This is a genomic window from Sphaerisporangium sp. B11E5, from assembly GCF_039871875.1.
Taxonomy (GTDB): domain Bacteria; phylum Actinomycetota; class Actinomycetes; order Streptosporangiales; family Streptosporangiaceae; genus Sphaerisporangium.
In genome coordinates this window covers 50,523-69,859 of sequence record NZ_JBDPMD010000040.1, presented here as the reverse complement: position 1 = coordinate 69,859, position 19,337 = coordinate 50,523, and the positions used below count along the sequence as shown (strand labels likewise).

At 71.5% G+C, this 19,337-nt stretch carries 20 protein-coding genes; 10 read left to right on the top strand and 10 right to left on the bottom strand.

Going from position 1 to position 19,337, the window contains the following annotated elements:
• Positions 1-94 precede the first annotated feature (94 nt).
• On the top strand, positions 95-610 hold the full coding sequence (locus tag ABGB17_RS28890; protein ID WP_347635097.1) for a hypothetical protein: 516 nt from the start codon (positions 95-97) through the stop codon (positions 608-610).
• On the opposite strand, the gene ABGB17_RS28885 is transcribed toward ABGB17_RS28890, so the two are convergent.
• Entirely contained in the window at positions 600-2,561 is a 1,962-nt protein-coding gene (locus ABGB17_RS28885; protein WP_347635134.1) for an MMPL family transporter, read from the bottom strand. The two genes, ABGB17_RS28890 and ABGB17_RS28885, sit on opposite strands and share 11 nt — an antisense overlap.
• Positions 2,562-2,576: 15 nt before the next feature.
• On the bottom strand, positions 2,577-2,765 hold the full coding sequence (locus tag ABGB17_RS28880) for a hypothetical protein (RefSeq protein WP_347635095.1): 189 nt from the start codon (positions 2,763-2,765) through the stop codon (positions 2,577-2,579).
• A 68-nt stretch (positions 2,766-2,833) separates the two neighbouring features.
• Here ABGB17_RS28880 and ABGB17_RS28875 point away from each other — a divergent pair, with 68 nt between their 5' ends.
• Positions 2,834-3,298: a MarR family transcriptional regulator gene (locus ABGB17_RS28875; protein ID WP_347635093.1), complete on the top strand. Its 465-nt coding sequence runs from the start codon at positions 2,834-2,836 to the stop codon at positions 3,296-3,298.
• 79 nt (positions 3,299-3,377) lie between these two features.
• Here ABGB17_RS28875 and ABGB17_RS28870 read toward each other — a convergent pair whose 3' ends face one another.
• Positions 3,378-4,058 (bottom strand): NADPH-dependent F420 reductase, encoded by a 681-nt coding sequence (locus ABGB17_RS28870; protein WP_347635091.1) that lies wholly within the window; start codon positions 4,056-4,058, stop codon positions 3,378-3,380.
• A 397-nt stretch (positions 4,059-4,455) separates the two neighbouring features.
• On the opposite strand from ABGB17_RS28870, the gene ABGB17_RS28865 reads away from it, so the two are divergent.
• The 3 genes from ABGB17_RS28865 to ABGB17_RS28855 are packed head-to-tail and all read left to right on the top strand — an operon-like array spanning position 4,456 to position 8,050.
• Entirely contained in the window at positions 4,456-5,061 is a 606-nt protein-coding gene (locus ABGB17_RS28865; protein ID WP_347635087.1) for a DUF4956 domain-containing protein, read from the top strand.
• Positions 5,058-5,870, top strand: a complete 813-nt coding sequence (locus ABGB17_RS28860) for a polyphosphate polymerase domain-containing protein (RefSeq protein ID WP_347635085.1) — start codon at positions 5,058-5,060, stop codon at positions 5,868-5,870. The genes ABGB17_RS28865 and ABGB17_RS28860 overlap by 4 nt, the downstream gene beginning before the upstream one ends.
• The gene (locus ABGB17_RS28855) at positions 5,861-8,050 is read left to right on the top strand and encodes a CotH kinase family protein (RefSeq protein ID WP_347635084.1); all 2,190 of its coding nucleotides are present in this window, start codon (positions 5,861-5,863) and stop codon (positions 8,048-8,050) included. The genes ABGB17_RS28860 and ABGB17_RS28855 overlap by 10 nt, the downstream gene beginning before the upstream one ends.
• A 71-nt stretch (positions 8,051-8,121) precedes the next feature.
• On the opposite strand, the gene ABGB17_RS28850 is transcribed toward ABGB17_RS28855, so the two are convergent.
• The 3 genes from ABGB17_RS28850 to ABGB17_RS28840 all read right to left on the bottom strand — a co-directional run bounded on the left by ABGB17_RS28850 (position 8,122) and on the right by ABGB17_RS28840 (position 11,036).
• Positions 8,122-9,564 carry an MFS transporter gene (locus ABGB17_RS28850; protein ID WP_347635082.1) on the bottom strand — a complete coding sequence of 481 codons (1,443 nt, stop codon included), beginning with the start codon at positions 9,562-9,564 and terminating at the stop codon, positions 8,122-8,124.
• Positions 9,565-9,637: 73 nt separating this feature from the next.
• Positions 9,638-10,126: a MarR family winged helix-turn-helix transcriptional regulator gene (locus ABGB17_RS28845; protein WP_347635080.1), complete on the bottom strand. Its 489-nt coding sequence runs from the start codon at positions 10,124-10,126 to the stop codon at positions 9,638-9,640.
• 79 nt (positions 10,127-10,205) lie between these two features.
• A complete protein-coding gene (locus tag ABGB17_RS28840) occupies positions 10,206-11,036 on the bottom strand; it encodes an aminoglycoside phosphotransferase family protein (protein ID WP_347635078.1) in 831 nt (276 codons plus the stop codon).
• A gap of 201 nt (positions 11,037-11,237) precedes the next feature.
• Here ABGB17_RS28840 and ABGB17_RS28835 point away from each other — a divergent pair, with 201 nt between their 5' ends.
• Positions 11,238-12,317 (top strand): hypothetical protein, encoded by a 1,080-nt coding sequence (locus ABGB17_RS28835; RefSeq protein ID WP_347635077.1) that lies wholly within the window; start codon positions 11,238-11,240, stop codon positions 12,315-12,317.
• Here ABGB17_RS28835 and ABGB17_RS28830 read toward each other — a convergent pair.
• Both ABGB17_RS28830 and ABGB17_RS28825 read right to left on the bottom strand, forming a co-directional pair.
• Positions 12,302-12,943 carry a hypothetical protein gene (locus tag ABGB17_RS28830; protein WP_347635075.1) on the bottom strand — a complete coding sequence of 214 codons (642 nt, stop codon included), beginning with the start codon at positions 12,941-12,943 and terminating at the stop codon, positions 12,302-12,304. The two genes, ABGB17_RS28835 and ABGB17_RS28830, sit on opposite strands and share 16 nt — an antisense overlap.
• Positions 12,943-13,701, bottom strand: a complete 759-nt coding sequence (locus ABGB17_RS28825; RefSeq protein ID WP_347635073.1) for a MerR family transcriptional regulator — start codon at positions 13,699-13,701, stop codon at positions 12,943-12,945. Before ABGB17_RS28825 ends, ABGB17_RS28830 begins: the two co-directional genes overlap by 1 nt.
• A gap of 276 nt (positions 13,702-13,977) precedes the next feature.
• Here ABGB17_RS28825 and ABGB17_RS28820 point away from each other — a divergent pair, with 276 nt between their 5' ends.
• On the top strand, positions 13,978-14,394 hold the full coding sequence (locus ABGB17_RS28820) for a hypothetical protein (RefSeq protein ID WP_347635071.1): 417 nt from the start codon (positions 13,978-13,980) through the stop codon (positions 14,392-14,394).
• Between the two features lie 49 nt (positions 14,395-14,443).
• Here the strand turns inward: ABGB17_RS28820 and ABGB17_RS28815 are convergent, their stop codons facing one another.
• A complete protein-coding gene (locus ABGB17_RS28815; RefSeq protein WP_347635070.1) occupies positions 14,444-15,076 on the bottom strand; it encodes a hypothetical protein in 633 nt (210 codons plus the stop codon).
• 377 nt (positions 15,077-15,453) lie between these two features.
• Between ABGB17_RS28815 and ABGB17_RS28810 the strand changes: the two genes are divergently transcribed.
• Positions 15,454-16,116 carry a carboxymuconolactone decarboxylase family protein gene (locus ABGB17_RS28810; protein WP_347635068.1) on the top strand — a complete coding sequence of 221 codons (663 nt, stop codon included), beginning with the start codon at positions 15,454-15,456 and terminating at the stop codon, positions 16,114-16,116.
• A gap of 241 nt (positions 16,117-16,357) precedes the next feature.
• Here ABGB17_RS28810 and ABGB17_RS28805 read toward each other — a convergent pair whose 3' ends face one another.
• Positions 16,358-16,753: a nuclear transport factor 2 family protein gene (locus tag ABGB17_RS28805; RefSeq protein ID WP_347635066.1), complete on the bottom strand. Its 396-nt coding sequence runs from the start codon at positions 16,751-16,753 to the stop codon at positions 16,358-16,360.
• A gap of 364 nt (positions 16,754-17,117) precedes the next feature.
• Between ABGB17_RS28805 and ABGB17_RS28800 the strand changes: the two genes are divergently transcribed.
• Both ABGB17_RS28800 and ABGB17_RS28795 read left to right on the top strand, forming a co-directional pair.
• Entirely contained in the window at positions 17,118-17,681 is a 564-nt protein-coding gene (locus ABGB17_RS28800; RefSeq protein WP_347635064.1) for a peroxidase-related enzyme, read from the top strand.
• A complete protein-coding gene (locus tag ABGB17_RS28795) occupies positions 17,681-19,243 on the top strand; it encodes an NAD(P)-binding domain-containing protein (protein ID WP_347635062.1) in 1,563 nt (520 codons plus the stop codon). Before ABGB17_RS28800 ends, ABGB17_RS28795 begins: the two co-directional genes overlap by 1 nt.
• The last annotated feature ends 94 nt before the right edge of the window (positions 19,244-19,337 follow it).

Below are 19,337 nucleotides of genomic sequence, written 5' to 3'. Positions count from 1 at the left end.
TGCCGCACGTGGGGAGATGCGGGACCCTGCCGGGCGACGTGAGGATGGGGAGTACTGAGAGCGCAGCCGATCCTCTGACTCCCGGGAGTTTCGCATGCCTTCGTTCCGCAGGAGAATCACGGCCCGTGTCCTCGTGGTGGGGGCCGGGGTGGCGGCTCTGCTGGGGTTCAACGCCCCGCCGGCGGGGGCGGGGACGGTGACGGTCAACTACACCTGTGCGGCCATCACCGGCCCGTGGGGACACAAGGTGTTCGATGTGACCGTCATGGCTCCCGCCACGGTGAGCAGGGGACAGACGGGGACCGTGCAGGTGGCCATGACCGACACGGTGAACTCCAGTACTTCGCTCGCCGCGGGGGTGGTCCGTGGCACCATGACGCTCCACCTCGGCGGGGTGGGGTCCGGCACGGTCGATGCCACAGGAATGACCAACCCCGCCATCAGTCCCGGAACCCCGTGGCGGGTTTCGGGGGGAACCGCTCAGGTGACGTTCGCCAACGCCGGGACCGTCACGTTCACGCCGGGGGTGTTCCGGGCGGGAGCGTGGGGGTGCGGAGTGCGGACGGGCTACACGGCACCGGTCGCGGCCACCACGGACGTCACTCCCTGAACGAGCCGGAGCCGGACCGTGCGGCGGACGGCTGCCGGGACGGCCGGCGGTCCGCGTCCCGGCCGACGTGGCTCGGCCACCAGGCGCGGGGGCCGAGGTCGCGGACCAGGGCCGGGACCAGGAGGGACCGGACCACCAGGGTGTCCAGCAGGACGCCGAAGGCGACGATGAAGGCCGTCTGGACCAGGAAGGCCAGGGGGATCACGGCGAGGGCGGCGAAGGTGGCGGCGAGGACGACGCCGGCTGAGGTGATGACGCCGCCGGTGGTGGTGAGGCCGCGCCTGATGCCTTCCCTGGGGCCGTGGTGGACGGTCTCCTCGCGGGCGCGGGACATCAGGAAGATGTTGTAGTCGACGCCGAGGGCCACCAGGAAGACGAAGCCGTACAGCGGGACGGAGGCGTCGGTGGCGGTGAGCCCCAGGACGTGGGTGAAGACGAGGGTGGAGACGCCCAGGGTGGCGAGGTAGTTCAGGGCCACGGTGGCGATCAGGATGACGGGGGTCGTCAGGGAGCGCAGCAGGGCGATCAGGATGAGCAGGATGATCGCCAGGACGGCGGGGACGATGAGCAGGGTGTCGTGCCGCGCGGTGTCCGCCGTGTCGAGGCGCTGGGCGGTGTAGCCGCCGATCATGACGCCGGGGTGGGACGCGAGGGCGGCGCGCAGGCGTTTGATCGTGGACTGGGCGGCGTCGCTGTCGGGGGCGTCACGCAGGGTGGCCTCCACCAGGACCAGGCCGTCAACGATCTTGGGAGGCCCGCCGGGGCGGCCGGTCCCGGTCGCCACCGTGGTGCCGGACACGCCTTCCGTGGCGCGGGCCGTGCGCTCGACGGCGGCGGCTTGGCCGGCGGGGGTGACGATGACGGCGGGCTGGCCGGAGCCGCCGGGGAAGTGCTCGCCGAGGGTCGCCTGGGCCGCCACCGACGGGGCGTCGTTCACGAAGGTCTCGTCCAGCGGCACGCCACGGGCGTTCACCCCCGGGGCGACGAGGGCCAGCGCGAGGAGGGGGACGAGGGTCGCGATCCAGAGACGGCGGGGGTGGCGGTCCACCAGGGTCGCGACGCGGCGCCAGACGCCGCGGGGCTCGGCCGGGTGGGGCTTGGCCGGCCACAGGGCCGTGCGACCGAGGAGGGCGAGGGCCGCGGGGAGGAACGTCAGGGCGCTGAGCGCGGCGCACACTATGCCGATGGCGCCGACCGGGCCGAGGGCGCGGTTGTTGGTCAGGCCGCTGAGGAGCAGGGCGAGCAGTGCCAGGGCCACCGTCGCGGCGCTGGCGACGATCGGGGCGAACGACCGGCGCAGGGCCACGCGCGCGGCGGCGAAGCGGTCGTGGCTCGCGGTGTCTCCCGTGCGGGGGCCGGCGGCGGGTTCCTCGCCGGGCCGGCCGGGGGGCGCGGCGAGTTCCTCGCGGAAGCGGGCGGTCAGGAGCAGGGCGTAGTCGGTGGCGGCGCCGATGACGAGGATGAACAGGATGCCCTGGACCTGGCCGTCCACCCGGACGATGTCGTGGCCTGCCAGGTAGTAGACCACGGCGCACGCCACCCCCAGGGCCAGGATCGCGCCGGTGATGATGACCAACGGGAGGAGGACGCTGCGGTAGACGACCAGCAGGATGACCAGGACGGTGACCAGGGCGACGCCGAGCAGGAGGCCGTCGATGCCGGCGAAGGCGTCGGACAGGTCGGCCCGGGTGGCGGCCGGGCCCGCGAGCTCGGCACGCAGACCGTCCACCGCCACCGCCGCGCGGACCCGGGTGAGGGTGCCGCCGAGCTCCTCGCCGAGGCCGGAGCCGAGCGGGACGATGCCGCGCAGGGCCAGCCCGTCGTCCGCGCCGATGGCGGGGCTGGGGGTGCCCACGACGCCCGGGGTGCCGCGCAGGGCGGCGAGGGCCCGGGTCGCGGCCGCGGTCTGCGCCGGGGTGACGGCCCGGCCGGCGGCGGTCCACACCACGATGAGCGGCTGGGTCTCTCATTGACGGAAGCGATCCTGCACCTCCAGCACACGCGTGGACTCCGCGCTCTTGGGCAGGAAGGCGGCCTGGTCGTTGGTGGAGACCTCGGTGAGCTTGCCGGCGAACGGCCCGAGCGCCCCACCCCCGATCAGCCAGACCAGCACGAGCAGTGCGGGGACGAGCCAGCGGAGCGGTCGCCGAGCCATGAGGAACACCCTCCCATGTAACTCAATCATTGAGATACTCAATTATTGAGTTAATGTAGCATGGCGTCATGGACGGCGGGAACGGGGACGGCATCGACCTGCAGTCCTTCGCGGTACGCCTGCGCAGGATGACCGCCGAGTTCAACCGCGTCGCCCACGAGTTCGCCCACGAGCACGGCCTGCATCCCACCGACGTCCAGGCGCTCATCAAGATCTTCGACGCACCGACGCCGATCACGCCGAGCCGCCTGCGCGAGGAGCTCAACCTCACGTCCGGCGCGGTCACCGCGTGCCTCGACCGGCTGGAGCGGGCCGGGCACATCCGCCGGGTGCGCGACGCGCACGACCGGCGGGTGGTCCATCTGCACTATCTCGACGCGGCCAGGGAACTCGCGGCGGCCTTCTTCCGCCCCCTCGGCCGCACCACCGACAACGCCCTGCGGCGGTTCGGGCCCGAGGAGCTGCGTGTCGCGGCCGCCTTTCTCGACGCCGTGAACGAGGAACTCGAGGTGCTGCGGGGCACGCCGGGCTAGCGGGTGGCGCGGGCGCCGCCGTTCACGTGGATCGCCTGGCCGCGGAGGAACCCAGGTGCCGGCGTACTCCCGCTGAGGTTCAGCGCTCCGCGGCGGCCACGGCGGCGCCGATCTTGGTGGTGCCGGCGGGGACGCCGGAGGACTCCCAGAAGTTCTCCTTGTCGTCGCCGTAGGGGTTGCCGTACACCGGGGTGCCGGGCTCGACGCGCCAGCTTTCCGCCAGCGTGCCCACGTCCACCGTGTCGTAGCCGATGGCGTCGAGGAACGCGGCGACCTCGGCCTTGGCGGAGGTGTCGTCCCCGGCGATCGGGAGGGCGCTGCGGTCGGGGGCGCCGCTGGGGCGGGCCAGGTGGAGCAGGTGGGTGAAGGCGATGTTGTTGAAGACCTTGACGACCTTGGACGCCGGCAGGTGCCGTTGCAGCAGCTCGCTGGACGTGGCGGACCCGTCGTCCAGCTCGGGGAAGTGCCCGTCGCGACCGGAGTAGTAGTTGTTGGTGTCCAGGACCGGTTTGCCGGCGAGCGGTTCCACCGGAACGTCGCGGTAAGCACGCAGGGGGATGCTGACCACCACGAGGTCGCCGGCCGCCGCGGCCTGCGCCGCCGTCGCCGCGCGGGCCTTCGGGCCGAGCTCGGCCACCAGGCCGGCCAACGTCTCGGGCCCGCGCGAGTTGCTCAGCACGACGTCATATCCGGCCGCGACGGCCAGCCGGGCGACGGTGCCGCCGATCTTCCCGCTGCCGATGAATGCGATTGTCGTCATGATCGGGGTAACCCCGGCTCCCGGCCCGGCATTCCTGAACAGGCCGAGGCCGCTGAACCGCGATTTGCGATCGGCCGGTTCGAAATTTTCAGGCCCAGGTGACATGGACAAGGGCTTGTTCGCATGGCGCCGCACCGGCGCCGGATGCCGTCGATACGGCAGCTAATCAGGCCCATGCTGCGGTGACTTCACGTGGAAGTCCCGGCCGCGTGACGGCCGCCGTGCACTGCGACGGTTCGCGTTCATTGACTGGACATCTTACGTACACATATCGTTTCGAGTCGGCTCCCGAAAGTTTATATGGAGCTCTGAAAGTTTCGGCGCCCGTCCTGCGAACCCCCGTGCCAGGAAGCGGGCGGTGCCTGACCAACCCGGCAGTGGCTCAGGAGGACCGAACGTGATCTCACAGCTCGTTCTGTTCGCGATCGACATCTGTGCGGTGGTGTTGCTCGTCTTCGGGCTCTACTTCCCACGGCACCGGCGCCGCGATCTGGTCGTCGCCTACCTAGGGGTCAACGTCGGTGTCCTCGCCGTGGCGAGCGCGCTGAGCGCCAGCAACGTCGGCGCGGGGCTCGGGCTGGGGCTGGCATTGTTCGGTGTGCTGTCCATCATCCGCCTGCGCTCGACGGAGCTCGACCAGCACGAGGTCGCGTACTACTTCTCCGCACTCGCCCTCGGCATCCTCGGCGCGCTGAGCACCACCTCGGTGTGGCTCAGCGGCGGCCTCATGGCGCTCATCCTCGTGGTGATGTTCCTCGGTGACCACCGGCGGCTGTTCCGGCACTACCGGCACCAGATCCTGGTGCTCGACTCGGCCATCACCGACCACGTCGCGCTCGTCGCCCACCTGGAACAACTGCTCGACGCCCGGGTGCACGCCGCCACCGTGCAGCGGCTCGACATGGTCAACGAGACCACCGTGGTCGACGTCCGGTACGCGACGTCCGAACGCCGCCTGGCCGCGGAACCCGGCACGCCCGCGCACTCCGGGGCGCACCGATGACCACGACGCCGGTCGAGCCGGCCCTGGCGCGGCTGGCCCCCGTCGGGCTCGCGGAGCTGATCGAGTGCGCCGCGCTGCAGACCAGGGTGGACCGCAAGTACCTCGTCCCTGCGGAGGCGCTGCCGCACCTGCTGGAGCAGCTCACGCCGTACGCCAGGGCGCTGGACATCGACGGCGGGCGCACCTTCCTGTACAGGTCGGTGTACTTCGACACCCCGCGGCTGGCCAGCTACCACCACGCGGCCTACCGCAGGCGCCGGCGTTTCAAGGTGCGCACCCGTACCTACGTCGACTCCGCCGAGTGCTGGCTGGAGGTCAAGATCAGCGGCGCGCGGGGGAGCGTCACCAAACACCGCCTGCCCTACCACCCGCAGGACTGCGAAACCGTGCACCCGGGGCGTGACTTCGTCGACGAGGCGCTCGCCCGTGAGTCCTTCGGCCCCACCGCCGCAGGTCCGCTCGACCCGATCCTGGTCACCGAGTACCACCGCGCCACCCTGCTGCTCGGCACCGCGAGCCGGGTCACCATCGACACCGGACTGACCTGGTGGTACGCCGGCTCCACGCTGCGGCTGTCCGGCCTCGCGGTGGTGGAGACCAAGACCGCCTCCGCCGCCACGCCGGTCGATCGCATGTTGTGGCGGACAGGGCTGAGACCCGCCCGCATCTCCAAGTACGCCACCGGCCTCGCCGCCCTCCGGCTGGATCTGCCCGACGCGCCGTGGCGGCGCACGCTGCGCCGCCACTTCCGCGGCGCCGCGTCGCCGGACCTCTCCCACAGAACCGAACAGGAGGCATCGTGCGTCTGACCCTCCGCGGCACCCGCCATCGCCCCACGAGGGTCGCGGTCGCCGCCGCACTCGTCGCCGCACTTCTCGTCCCGTACGAGTCGCCGGCCGGCGCGGAACCGCGTCCCGCCACCTCGCCGGCGGACGGCGCCGCGGCCGCCGCCGCGGCGGACGACCTGACCGGCGACATCGCCTTCTCCGTGCCGAGCGGCACCTTCCAGGGCCAGGTGGCGGTGTCGCTGAGCACCGCGATCAGCGGAGCCCAGATCCGCTACACCACCGACGGACGGCTGCCCACCGCCGGGTCGGCGCTCTACCAGGGGACGCCGCTGCAGTTCACCCGCACCACCCAGGTGCGGGCGCAGGCCTTCACCGGCCAGACGGCGTCCGGTGCACCCGGGACGGCCATGTACGTCGCCCGCGACACCACCACGGCCCACGACCTGCCGGTGATCGTGCTCGACTCGTACGGCGCGGGCAAGCCCGCCCGGGAGTACTTCGACGCCGCCGCCATGATCTTCCAGCCGGCCGGCGGCGGCACCACGTCACTGGCCGCGGCACCGGCGGTCGCCACCCGCGCCGGCTTCCATCTGCGCGGGCAGTCGTCGGCCTCGTACGAGAAGACGCCGTACCGCGTCGAGTTCTGGGACAACGACAACGACGACGCCGACTATCCCGTGCTCGGCATGCCCGCCGACTCCGACTGGGTGCTGCGCGGGCCGTTCCCCGACAAGTCCCTGATCCGGGAGGCCCTCGCCTACGACCTCGGCAGGGAGATGGGCCTGAAGGCCCCGCGGTACGCGTTCGCGGAGCTGTACCTCAACACCGACGCCACGCCGGTGGGCGCCAACGACTACATGGGCGTCTACATGATCGTCGAGACGATCAAGAACAACAAGGACCGTCTCGACCTCAAGCAACTGGACGAGGACGACACGACGCTGCCGAAGATCACGGGCGGCTACATCTGGAAGTTCGAGTGGATGGCCGCCGAGGAGCCGATCCTGCCGTGCACCGGCCCGGCCGCCTCCTGCTGGAACTACCTGGAGGTGGTCGACCCCGACCCGCTGATCCCCGAACAGCGGGAATGGCTTCGCAGTTATCTCCAGGGGTTCCACAACGTCCTGCGAGCACCGAACTTCGCCGATCCGGTCACCGGCTACCCGGCGTACATCGACGTCCCCTCCTTCGTCGACCATATGATCGTCAATGAGTTCAGCCGGGGGATGGACGCCTACGTCCGCAGCTCCTACTTCTACAAGGACCGCGACTCCAAGATCTTCGCCGGGCCGCTGTGGGACTTCGACCTCACGTTCGGCGTGGGCGGCTTCTTCCAGAACGACCAGGTCGCGGGCTGGCAGTACCAGCAGACCCGCCAGCCGACGGCCTACGACTGGTTCACCCAGCTCCTGCGGGACCCCGCCTTCGTCAACCAGGTCAAGTCCCGCTGGCAGACCCTGCGCCGGGGTCTGCTCTCCGACGCGTCCCTGCAGAGCAGGATCGACGCCCTCACCCGGCCGCTGACCAACGCCGCCCAGCGCAACTTCCAGCGCTGGCCGAACCTGTCGACCCGCATGATCGGCTTCTTCGTCACCCCCACCTCTCCCACCTGGCAGGGGCAGGTCCAGTTCATGCGCGACTGGATGCAGCGCCGCGCGGCCTGGCTCGACTCGACGGCGGGCTGGGGCGGCGCGGTCCCGACCCCGACCGCGACACCGACCGCGACCCCGACCGCGACCCCGACCGCGACCCCGACCGCGACCCCGACCGCGACCCCGACCGCGACCCCGACCGCGACCCCGACCGCGACCCCGACCGCGACCCCGACCGCGACCCCGACACCGTCGCGGACCCCGACCCCCACGCCGTCCGCGACGCCGACGCCGACCCCCACCGGCGGGACGCGGTGCACCGCGACGTACACGGTGACCAACCAGTGGCCCGGCGGGTTCCAGGGCGAGGTCCGGGTCACGGCCGGCTCCTCGGCGATCGGCACCTGGGCCGTGTCCTGGACTCTTCCCGCCGGTGAGACGATCACTCAGGCGTGGAACACGACCCTCACCACGCAGGGGACGACGGTCACCGCCCGCAACGCCTCCCACAACGGTTCCGTCGCGGCCGGTGCGACCACCACGTTCGGATTCCTCGGATCGACCGGTGGAACCCCTGGCAGACCGGCGCTCACCTGCACGGGGAGCTGACGGACCGGGCGGACGCGTACCCGGCGCCATGTGGCGCCGGGTACGCGCACCCGCACGGTGGACCAGGGCTGTCACGCCTCCGGCGGTGCTGACCGGCGCGGGCTGCGCAGCACGACGAGCGTGACGGCGAACGCCACCGCGAGCAGGGCCGCGGAGGTCGTGAAGGCCAGGTGGTAGCCGCCGGACAGGGCGGCGACCTCGGTGGCGCCGGTGGCGCGCAGGGCGTCGGTGCGGGCGGCGGCGAGGGTGGAGAGGACGGCGACGCCGGTGGCCATGCCGATCTGCTGGGTCGTGTTGAACAGGCCGGAGGTCAGGCCGGCGTCGTCGGGGCGGGCGGCGGACATGCCGAGGGAGGTCAGGGCCGGCAGGACGAGGCCACCGCCCGCGATGAGGACCATCACCGGGAGCAGGTCGGTGACGTAGCCGGCCTCCACAGGGATGCGCGTGAGCCAGGCCATCGCGGCGAACAGCAGGGCCAGGCCGGCGAGCAGGACGCGGCGTTCGCCGTAGCGCGTGTTGAGGCGGGCCGAGACGAACAGGGAGACGCCGCCGATGGCGAGCGCGGCGGGCAGCATCGCGAGGCCGGTGTCCAGTGCGCCGTAGCCGAGGACCCGCTGCATGTAGAGCGCGACGATGATCTGGAAGGCGAACATCGCCGACAGGGCGAGCATCTGCACCACGTTGGCGCCCGCGACGTCGCGGGAGCGGAGGATCCGCAGCGGCATGAGGGGGGTCGCGGCGGTCGCCTGGCGCGCGAAGAACGCGGCCAGCAGGACGAGGGAGACCGCGCCGAGGCCGAGGGTGCGGCCCGCGAGCCAGCCGTACCGCTCGATCTCGACCACCGTGTAGATGCCGAGCATCAGCGCGGCGGTGACCAGGACGGCGCCGAGGACGTCGGCCCCGGCACGCAGGCCCGTGCCAGGCTCGTGGGGCAGCGCGCGGACCGCGAGGACGACGGTGGCGACGCCGATCGGCAGGTTGATGAAGAAGATCCAGTTCCAGCTCAGCGCATCGGTGAGCACCCCGCCGAGCACCTGCCCGATGGACGCCCCGGCGGCCCCGGTGAAGCTGAAGACGCCGATCGCCTTCACCCGTTCGCCCGGCTCGGTGAACAGCGTCACCAGGATGCCGAGGACGACCGCGGACGCCATGGCGCTGCCGACCCCCTGGGCGAACCGGGCGGCGATCAGCACACCGGGGGTGGTGGCCACCCCGGCGAGCATCGACGCGGCGGTGAAGACCGCGTTGCCCGCCAGGAACATCGTCCTGCGGCCGATGAGGTCGCCGAGCCGCCCCGCGAGCAGAAGCAGCCCGCCGAAGGCGATCAGGTAGGCGTTGACGGTCCAGCTCAGCCCCGCGGGGGAGAAGCCGAGGTCACGCTGGATGGCGGGCATGGCCACGGTCACGATGCTGCCGTCCAGGATCGTCATCAGCATCGACGCGGACAACACGGCGAGCGCCAGGGACCGGGACGCGGCGCGGGGTGGCCGGAGGGTGGGTGAGGTGTGCGGCATCGGCCGTCTCCTGTTCGAAGGGAACGGGAGAGACCGTAGCAGATAGTTTTGTTGTAGACGATCCCTTACGAAGCTATTTGGATCGCTGCCGTGCGCGCCGCACCACCTGCGGCGCCTCCGCAGGGGTCGCCAGATGCCCGGTGACCAGCCGGTTCATCGCCCGCACGAGCACCTCGGCCTCATCGGGAGGCAGGGACCCGAGCGCGTCCCGGTGCACCCCGTCCACGATCTCCTGGCTGCGCCGCGCCATCTCGGCCCCCTTCTCGGTCACCGCGATGACCCGCGCCCGCCGGTCCGCCCTGGAGGGCCGCCGCTCCGCCAGCCCCGCCTCCTCCAGCGCGTCCACGGTGACCACCATCGTGGTCTTGTCCATGTCCCCGATCTCGGCGAGCTGGATCTGCGTCCGCTCCTCCTCCAGCGCGTGCACCAGCACACAGTGCATCCGCGCGGTGAGCCCGATCTCGGCGAGCGCCGCCGCCATCTTGGTGCGCAGGACGTGCCCGGCGTGATCCAGCAGGAACGACAGGTCCGGCTTGGTGCGTGCGGGTGCCATGGCGGTCATGCCACCAGCCTAACAACCGGTTCCGTTCCGGATTATCTGTGAGCAGCCGCAGTCGGGGTGCTGCCGTGACCGCGGTGGATCAGCGGCCGTCGAGGAGCCGCGCGGTGACCTCGGTGGCGTGGTCGCGGATCCAGGCGTGAGCGCGGGGCAGGCGGTCCTTGGCGCCCTCGGCCCAGTAGCGGGCGAAGACCGGGTCCACCTCCGCGGCGGCGCGCATGCCGGTGTGGAAGCGGGCCACCATGGCCTTCGCGGCGGGCATCAGGGCCTGCCGCTGGCGGGTGGACATGCCGTACCCGTCGGCGAACAGGGCCACCCGGCGGGGGACGTCGAGGCCGGCGAAGGCCGGCGGGCGGTCCGCGGGGTCGGTCAGGGGCGCCCAGTAGTAGAGGGCGTTGGCGATGTCGGTGACCCGCGTGGTCGGCTTGGCGAGGTCGAAGTCGATGAGCGCGGCGGGCAGGCCGTCCCGGAAGACGACGTTGCCCGGGCAGTAGTCGCGATGGCCCACGATCAGCGCCTTGCCGTCCGCGGCGGGAACGCCGCCGGGAGCCGGGGGGATGCCGCCCCAGACCGCGTCCGGCGGCGGCTCCCACCCCTCGGCCGCGTCGTGCAGCCGCCGGACCAGCCGCGCCAGCGCCACCAGCACCTCGTCGCCCGCGGTCCCCGCGGGCAGGGGTTCGCGTGGCACGTCACCCGGCACGAACGAGAGCACCTCACGCCCCTGCTCGTCGAAGCCGAGCGGCTCGGGCGCGTCGTGGAACCCGGCCGCACGCAGATGCGCCAGATACGCGTGGATCGTCGCCGTGAACGGCCGCACCGGGCGCCGGACGGTGTCGCCGACCCGCACGATGCCCTCTGTCACACCGTCACCGAACAGTGGTTCCTCGCCGGGGGAAGTCGGCGGCCCTGTCATGTGCGCGAGTATTCCACAACCTGTGGAGCGCCCCCGCGGCCGTCCTGGCGACGTCTGCCGTACGCGTGCGCGTCACGTTCCCTTCACCCAGGGTTGAGCCGCCGTCCGGTTAACGGCCGCCCCGCGACGGTCTACCGTCCCATCAAGGAGCGCGTGATTCGACCGCGAACGCCGCCCGCCCGGCGGCGGGGAAGGATCGCCATGAGAACGGCTCTCACCCGTACGACCGCCGTGACCGGCGTGCTCGTGACCCTGCTGGCGGGGACCGCGACAGCCGCCGCCAGGGAACCCCGCTGGACGACCTCGCAGGCCGGACGGCTGCCGGAGGCGTACCTGCACTCGGTCACCGCCCCCGGCAGGGACGCCGCCTGGGCGGCGGGGCAGCAGACCGGGGCGACCGGCAGGGCGCACGGCGTCGTGCTGCGGTGGGACGGCGCACGCTGGCGGCGGGTGCCGGCCGCGGAGCTGCCGAAGGTGAACTACTGGTACTCGGTGAGCGCTTCCTCGCCGCGGAACGTGTGGGTCTACGGCTGGAGCCAGACCGGCGCGGCGGTCGCGCGCTTCGACGGCACCCGATGGCGCGAGGTCCCGATGCCCGAGCCGCCCGGGGGCGGGTCCGTCAGCTACGCCGAGCTCGCCGTGGTGCGGGGCGCCACCTGGCTGGCCGGGGAGACCTGGGTGGCCCGCCGCGGGGCGGGCGGCTGGGAGACGACCGCGCTGCCACCGCTGGTGTCCATCAAGGCGATCGACGCCAGGACCGCCGCCGACGCGTGGCTCGCCGGGTACGCGGTCACCGCGGACGGTTCGGTCCAGCCGTACACCAGCCACTGGGACGGCGAGGAGTGGACCCCGGTGCCGATGCCGGGGAACGGCATGGCGATCCAGGACATCTGGGCCGAGTCACCCACGTCGGTCTGGGTGACCGGCGGCGCCCAGCGCGGCGAGGAGGCTGTCCCGGCCGTCCTGCACTGGGACGGCACCGGCTGGCAGGACGTGGGCCTGCCGGACGAGGGCCAGATCACGCTGGCGATCAGCGGCGGCGGGGGCGAGGTGTGGGTCACCGGCGACCCGGAGGGCTTCGAGGGCCCGCCGATGTACTGGCGCCACGACGGCACAGGCTGGACGACCGTGGCGGGTGAGCTGCCCGCCGGGGGCCGGGCCGACCAGATGACCGCGCTCGCGCCGATCCGCGGCACGGACCGGCACTGGGCCGTCGGGGCGTACACGGTGGACGAGGGGCAGGTCGCCCACATGTTCGAGCTGATTCAGCGGAGCGACTGAGACTCGTCGTGCCGGGTCAGGGCCGCCAGCGCGGCGGCCGGGGTGTCGGTGAAGAAACGGATGCGGGTCGCCTCGGCGCGGCGGCCCAGCGGCAGGGTGACGGTGACGGGTCCGGCGAGCTCGACCACGATGTTGGTCCGGGACCCGACGGCCACGCTGAGGTGCGTGTCGTGGAGACGGACCATGCCGGACTCGTTGTGGTCCACCGACAGGCGGGCCGATGTGACGAGGTCGCGGGGGACGCGCAGGTCGAAGAACGCGCTGTAGCGGACACGCAGCTCGTCCGGGGTGACGACGTGGGGCCGGGTGACGCAGCCCGCGGCGATGGCGATGACGGCGGCGATGGAGTAGAGGTCCACCGCCAGCACCGGGAGCCGGAGCCACTCCGGCGCGCCGATGCCGCGCAGCAGCAGGTCGAACACGACCGTCTCCACCACCAGGACGAACAGGAAGATCAGCAGCGGCGACGACTGCTCCCGCGCGTACGGCAGCGCGGTGCCGCCGGGCGGCACCCCGTGGCGGCGGCGGGTGACCCACAGGACCAGGCTGTACATGCCCTTGGCGTCGAAGCCCATGATCCGGCGCACCTGCACCGGCACCAGCCGGCGGGCGATGTCGCCGAGCATCACGTCCTCCCGGCCAGGATGCGCACGGCCTGACGGAAGACCTCGGTCTGGGCGGGGGTCAGCTCGTCGCCCATCATCTCCAGCCACGGCTGGTCGCCGTCCTCGCCCGCGGGCAGGTGCTCGACCATCGCCGCGGCCATCTCGCCGGGGATGTGGGCCGCCAGGTCGGCGGCCAGCTCGGTGACCCGCGGGTCGCCGGGGGAGGCGCCGGCGACCGCGTCCAGCCGGGCGTACAGCTCGTGGCCCCGGGCGAGCGCGGCGGGCTCGGTGAGCGGGCGCATCAGGTCGAGCACCGCGTCCCTGGCGGCCGGTTCGGCCGTGGTGTCCATCAGCGTGAGCAGGTCGCGGTCCACCTCGGCGAAGCGCGAGCCCGCCGCGTACAGGTCGCGCAGCACGTCGGCCATCTCGGGGGAGACGGTGGAGTCGGGCTCCAGGTCGGGCCGGGCCAGCAGCGCGGCCAGCCGGGCGCGCCGGGCGGCGATGGCGTCCTGCTGCCGGGCGAGGTCGGCGTCCAGCTCCCCCAGCACCTCGCGCAGTTCCCGGCCCTGGTCGTCGGCCAGCACGTCGCGGATCTCGTCGAGGGACAGCCCGAGCTCGGCCAGCCTGCGCACCCGCGCGAGGACGACGGCGTCGCGCAGCCGGTACTCGCGGTAGCCGTTGGCCAGCCGCGCGGGCTCGGGCAGCAGGCCGAGGTGGTGGTAGTGCCGCACGGTCTGGGTGGACACCCCGACCAGCGCGGCGAGCTCGCCGATTCGCATGCCCTCATTAGAGACGTTGACGCTACGTCAAGGTCAAGCCGGGTGCGGCAGCCGGCGCGCCAGGAGTTATTTCCCTTTAGTCCTGATTGCGAGGGATTTCATATTTAAGTATGTGAGAGGCCATTAAATAGCTATCAAGATCGTGCAATGCCTGTTTGTCGTATGAGATGCCCGGATAGTAAGGCGAGTGGGAAGCGGATCATAAGGAGCCGGGCGCGCCGGGGCCGGGAAGCGGGCCATGCGTGTGCCGGCTCCGTCGTGTCAAGGGGGAGAACAATGCCCGACGTCAAGAAACACGCCGCGCTGCTGGCGGCCATGGTGGCGATCACCGGTGGACTCGTCAGCCTCACCGTCGTCACCGCGCCGAGCGCCGGCGCGGGCACATCGCTCGTCATGGGGGGATGGAGCGACGACGACGATGACGACAACGGGGACGACGACGGCGACGGCGACGGCGACGGCGACGGCGACGGCGACGGCGACGGCGACGGCGAGTCGGACTTGCTGGAGGCGGACAGCGACGAGGTGGACCGCGCCGACGACGTGGGCGAGGACATCACCGGCACCGGCACGGACTTCGGTGTCGGTCTCGGCCTCGGCACAGGCACCACCGACGACACCGGGGACGCCGCCGACGACGTGAACGACACCCCGGTCCGCTCCACCGTCAACGGCCTCGAAGCCGTGGCCTGAGACCCCCGCGCGGTCGCCGCGCCCGGGCGCACTGGCGGAGCGCCCCAGGTCAGGGCCAGAACGGCCGGGCGCGGCCGGCCGCGGCCACGATCGCCTGCCCGTCCAGGGCGGTGAAGGTCAGCGGCACGCCGCATGAGGGCCATTCGACGGCGAACTCGAACCGCTCGGGCGGGGGCAGCGGCCACAACCACAAGGACCAGTGCCCGGTCGCGACGTCGTCACTCGCCCCGCTGCCGCCGCCACCGCCGTCGAACCGCAGGACGGGGTGGTCCGGCCGAGGCGGCGGCCATTCGTCGTAATCGGGCCTGCCGTCGACGGTGGTCGCCTTGCCGCCGTCCGGGAAGCGCACCCCGAGGCGCAGCAGCGCGTCGTCGAGCGGCGCACCCGGGTGGAGGGGCACATGGTGCGGACCGCGCATCACCAGCTCGCGTCGCGTACGCCACGCGTTGTCGTCCGTCCCCGCGCGGCGCCGGACACCCATCCGGACGTGGAGCTTCGCCCCTTCGGGGAAGACGGTGGCGCCGGGAAGGGCGATGACCAGGTCGTCGCTCTGGAACAGGATGACGTCGAGGGGGCACATGGCCCCGAGGACGCCAGAGGGCGGGCCGGTCCACGCCGGGCTGGGTCTTTCCACGACCGGCGCGCTCTCGCGCGGTGGCGGTGCGGTGAAGAACTCCGTCATACCGTCGAAGCTACGCACCCGCGACGGCCGTCGCGACGGGTTTTGACACCCGGTGTCGCGCCCCGGGCCCTGACCCGCGCCCCCACCTCGCGCGTGCTGGAATTCATGCTCGGCACCGGGTCCCGGCGCTGGTCCGATTACGCGAGCGAAGCGCGACGTTCCCGCCAAGTCCCTGGGATATCGTGCGCGAAAGGCGTTGACAACAGAATTTCAATTCCTTCCAAGGGCCTGTCCCGCGCTTTTTGTCAAGCCATGGCAATGGCAGGAAGCGGTCGCCGCGGGGCAACTTGCTGAATCGATGATCGGCTGTTCCGGCCCTGGTCGCGTGCGCAGAATCGAGTGTGCGAGTACGTAAATCAAAGCGAGAAGAGGCGGAAATGGTGAACGGAGTCGGCTCGCCGCTGAAGTCGAAAATAGCCGTGGAGGTGCCGGCCGACCCGGACGCCGGATGGCTGCTTTGCGATGTCGGATGGGGGAACGACACGACGGGCCCGCACATCGCCCTCGGCACCGACGAGCCGGGGATCCGGGGCCTGTTCCGGTTCCGCCCGGAGACGGCGTTCCCGATGAACCAGTTGGTGGACGTGCTGCTGTGCGGCGACAGCACGCTGACCAGGGCCGAACGTGAGCTGATCGCGGCCTACGTGTCGTCGTTGAACGAGTGCCGGTTCTGCTTCTACACCCACGCGGCCTTCGCCGCGGTGCGACTGGAGGAGGGCATGACGCTGGTGCGCCAGGTCTGCGACGACCTGGAATCCGCGCCGGTGACGGACAAGATGCGGGCGTTGCTGCGCATCGCGGGCTCGGTGCAGCGCGGCGGCCGTGACGTCTCCGCGGGGCAGGTGGCGGACGCCCGTGCGGCCGGCGCGACCGACCTGGAGATCCACGACACCGTGCTGATCGCGGCGGCGTTCTGCATGTTCAACCGCTATGTCGACGGCCTGGCCACCTTCGCCCCCGACGACCCCGACGTGTACGCCGAGCGGGCCGCCCGCACCGAGGGCTACGTCGCGGTGCTGGCCGATTCCTTGGAGAGCTGACCGGGAGTGTCGCCGGCGGGGTCGCGCCACCAGGGTCACCGGCACCACGGCCGTCGTGGTCCCGCTCCCGGCGCACGCGAAGATCGCGTGACGGCCGAGGGGAAGGGCGGGGTACGGCGGCCGGCCGCCGTGTCCGGTCCCGGATGTCCTGGTGGCGCGAGCGCCCGAGGGAGCTGGTCGGGGGTCTTGGGACTCTTGCGATTCAGAGAAGTCAAGATCTACGCGGCCACCTGGAAGACGATCAGGCGAAGAACGCGTCCACGGCGTAGGTGTCCTGCGGGTAGCTCCAGCGCTCGCTGATCTTGCCGTCGCTGATGCGGAACAGGTGCACGCCGTTGTCGTCCATCTCCTGGCCCCCACGCTCGCCCTGCGCCCGCAGGATCACGGCGGCGTGGTCCTCGCTGGCGAGGAACGCCTGGGGCTCGAACCGCAGGGTGCTCTGCGTCATGGCGGACAACTGGCCGAGGTAGCGGAGAACCTCCTCCTTGCCGCGGTACTCGCCGGCCAGCGGGCCGCGTCCCGGCACGTGGAAGACGACGTCGTCGCTGAGGAGGTCTCCCCCGAGGTGATCGAAATCACCCTTCGCGATGGCGTCATAACTTTCCTTGGCGATTATGGCGTTCGGGTGTTCGGACATGAATCAGCCTCCTTTAGTGACGGCTTTTTTTGGGCGGCGTCGGTGACGCTACGCCACCGTGCGCGGGCCGACAAGACGGTGAGCCAAGACTTACTTCCGGGTGATCTCGCTGTGTCGGGTCCCCTAATCGCCGCACCCTGACGGGTGTTTCCGGATGGGCCGACGGGCATGATTGACCGGTAAGTATTCAGCCGAAATGCCGGCGACTCCGCCGGGTGTGAGGATTCAGCGCACTTGTCGCCTGCTTCAGGCGATTTGCCGGAAATGTCGGAAAGGCCGGGAACAGGGGTACCCTCGCCGCCCGTTGACAGCGTGCTTACCTGGGACGATCATCCCCGGTAGACGTCGCACAGGGAGTGCCCCCATGCCCCATATCACCCTGCCCACAGATGAGCCGGGAATCGTCGGGTTGATGCGCTACCGGCCGGAGACCGCCGCCCCGCTGAACGCCCTGGCCGAGGTGCTGCTCCGCGGTGACAACACGCTGTCCCGCGGTGAGCGTGAACTCATCGCCACGTACGTGTCGTCGCTCAACGACTGCAACTTCTGCGCCTCCTCCCACGCGGCTTTCGCCGCCGCCCAGCTCCCCGCGGGCATGCCCCTGGTGAACGCCGTCCGGCTGGACCCCGGCACCGCCGACATCACCCCGAAGATGCGGGCGCTGCTCGCCGTCGCCGCGGCCGTCCAGCAGGGCGGGCTCAAGGTCACCGACCACGAGATCGGCGCCGCGCGGGCCGCCGGGGCCACCGACGTGGAGATCCACGACACGGTGCTCATCGCCGCCGCGTTCTGCATGTTCAACCGGTACGTCGACGGACTCGGCACGTGGGCGCCCGAGGACCCCGCCGCCTACGAGGCGAACGCGGCCCGGATCGTCACCCACGGTTACGGAAGCTCGCTGAACGACGAGCTGGAGCCGCAGCGCTGATGGCCGAGCCGGCACCCCTCGAGAACGTCCACCGCTACCTGATCGTCGGCGCGGGGCCTGGTGGCCTCCAGCTCGCCTACTACCTGAGCCAGGCCGGCGCCGACTACGTCGTGCTGGAACGGGACGCCGCACCCGGCGCCTTCTTCCGCACCTACCCCCGGCACCGCAAGCTGATCTCCATCAACAAGGTGCACATCACCGAGAAGGACCCCGAGATCGCGCTGCGCTGGGACTGGAACTCCCTGCTCAACGACGACCCGTCGCTGCAGTTCGCCAACTACACCCACGAGTACTATCCGCACGCCGACGAGATGGTGCGCTATCTCGGCGACTTCCAGCGGCGGCACGACCTGAACGTGCGTTTCTCCACGCCGGTGGACCGCATCGACAAGGACGCCGACGGGCTCTTCACCGTGCGCGCCGCCGGCGAGACCTTCCGCGCCGAGTGCGTCATCGTGGCCACCGGCTGGGGCGGGCCGTACATCCCCGACATCCCCGGCATCGCGCTGGCGACCGGGTACGAGGACATGAGCACGACGGGGGCGGACCACACCGGCCGCCGCGTGCTGGTCATCGGCAAGGGCAACTCGGCGTTCGAGACGGCCCAGGGGCTCATCGGCCATGCCGCGATCATCCACCTGGCCAGCCCGAACCCCGTGCGGTTCTCCTGGAACACCAAGCACCCCGGGCACGTGCGCGGCCAGTACGGCGCGCTGCTCGACGCTTACTGGTTCAAGACCCTGGACGGCGTGCTCGAATGCACGATCGACCGCATCCGGCGCGAGGGCGACCGGTTCAAGGTCGACATCACCTACACCCTCGCCGAGGGTGAGCAGGCGACGCTGGAGTACGACACGGTGCTGCGCTGCACCGGCTTCACCATGGACACCGGCGTCTTCGGCGACTCCTGCGTGCCCGAGCTCGCCCACGGCGGCCGTATGCCCGCCATCCGCCCCGACTTCCGGTCCGCCAACGTGGACGGCCTGTACTTCGCGGGCACGCTCATGCAGGCCCGCGACTTCAAGCGTGCCTCCTCGGCCTTCATCGACGGCTTCCGCTACAACCTGCGGGTCCTGGCCCGGCTGCTGGCCGAGCGGTACGACGGGGTGCCGCTCGCCCACCAGGTGCTGCCGCTCGACGCCGACCAGCTCACCGCGACCATGCTGGAGCGGGTCAACTACAGCTCCGCGTTGTGGACGCAGTTCGAGTACCTCTGTGACGCGTACGTCGTGGACGAGGAGGACGGGTGGATCCGGCACTTCGCCGAGCTGCCCGAGGACCACGCGGTCGAGCGTTTCGGCGACCGGCCGTCGTTCTTCACCGTCACCCTGCGCTGGGGGCCGCGAGAACAGGGCGACGTGTTCGCCATCAGGCGGCACCCGACACCCGACCGCGCCGAGGAGTGCGCCTTCCTCCACCCGGTGATCCGGCACTGGAACGGCCACGAGCTCGTCGCGGAACGGCACCTGCTGGAGGATCTCCAAGCCCAGTGGCGCGACCAGGAACGTCACGTGCGCCCACTGAACCGGTTCCTCACCACAAGGCTCTCGCCCCGGCCGTGACCGCGCGGAGCGGGTCCGCCGGTCGTGAACCCGCGCGGGGACGGGTCCGCCGGTCGTGAACCCGCGCGGGGACGGGTCCGCCGGTCGTGAACCC

Excerpts from the sequence above, each read along its gene's own strand:
- ABGB17_RS28890 (WP_347635097.1), top strand. The coding sequence starts at position 95 with ATGCCTTCGTTCCGCAGGAGAATCACGGCCCGTGTCCTCGTGGTGGGG.
- ABGB17_RS28880 (WP_347635095.1), bottom strand. The coding sequence starts at position 2,765 with ATGGCTCGGCGACCGCTCCGCTGGCTCGTCCCCGCACTGCTCGTGCTG.
- ABGB17_RS28875 (WP_347635093.1), top strand. The coding sequence starts at position 2,834 with ATGGACGGCGGGAACGGGGACGGCATCGACCTGCAGTCCTTCGCGGTA.
- ABGB17_RS28870 (WP_347635091.1), bottom strand. The coding sequence starts at position 4,058 with ATGACGACAATCGCATTCATCGGCAGCGGGAAGATCGGCGGCACCGTC.
- ABGB17_RS28860 (WP_347635085.1), top strand. The coding sequence starts at position 5,058 with ATGACCACGACGCCGGTCGAGCCGGCCCTGGCGCGGCTGGCCCCCGTC.
- ABGB17_RS28850 (WP_347635082.1), bottom strand. The coding sequence starts at position 9,564 with ATGCCGCACACCTCACCCACCCTCCGGCCACCCCGCGCCGCGTCCCGG.
- ABGB17_RS28845 (WP_347635080.1), bottom strand. The coding sequence starts at position 10,126 with ATGACCGCCATGGCACCCGCACGCACCAAGCCGGACCTGTCGTTCCTG.
- ABGB17_RS28840 (WP_347635078.1), bottom strand. The coding sequence starts at position 11,036 with ATGACAGGGCCGCCGACTTCCCCCGGCGAGGAACCACTGTTCGGTGAC.
- ABGB17_RS28835 (WP_347635077.1), top strand. The coding sequence starts at position 11,238 with ATGAGAACGGCTCTCACCCGTACGACCGCCGTGACCGGCGTGCTCGTG.
- ABGB17_RS28830 (WP_347635075.1), bottom strand. The coding sequence starts at position 12,943 with ATGCTCGGCGACATCGCCCGCCGGCTGGTGCCGGTGCAGGTGCGCCGG.
- ABGB17_RS28825 (WP_347635073.1), bottom strand. The coding sequence starts at position 13,701 with ATGCGAATCGGCGAGCTCGCCGCGCTGGTCGGGGTGTCCACCCAGACC.
- ABGB17_RS28820 (WP_347635071.1), top strand. The coding sequence starts at position 13,978 with ATGCCCGACGTCAAGAAACACGCCGCGCTGCTGGCGGCCATGGTGGCG.
- ABGB17_RS28815 (WP_347635070.1), bottom strand. The coding sequence starts at position 15,076 with ATGACGGAGTTCTTCACCGCACCGCCACCGCGCGAGAGCGCGCCGGTC.
- ABGB17_RS28810 (WP_347635068.1), top strand. The coding sequence starts at position 15,454 with ATGGTGAACGGAGTCGGCTCGCCGCTGAAGTCGAAAATAGCCGTGGAG.
- ABGB17_RS28805 (WP_347635066.1), bottom strand. The coding sequence starts at position 16,753 with ATGTCCGAACACCCGAACGCCATAATCGCCAAGGAAAGTTATGACGCC.
- ABGB17_RS28800 (WP_347635064.1), top strand. The coding sequence starts at position 17,118 with ATGCCCCATATCACCCTGCCCACAGATGAGCCGGGAATCGTCGGGTTG.
- ABGB17_RS28795 (WP_347635062.1), top strand. The coding sequence starts at position 17,681 with ATGGCCGAGCCGGCACCCCTCGAGAACGTCCACCGCTACCTGATCGTC.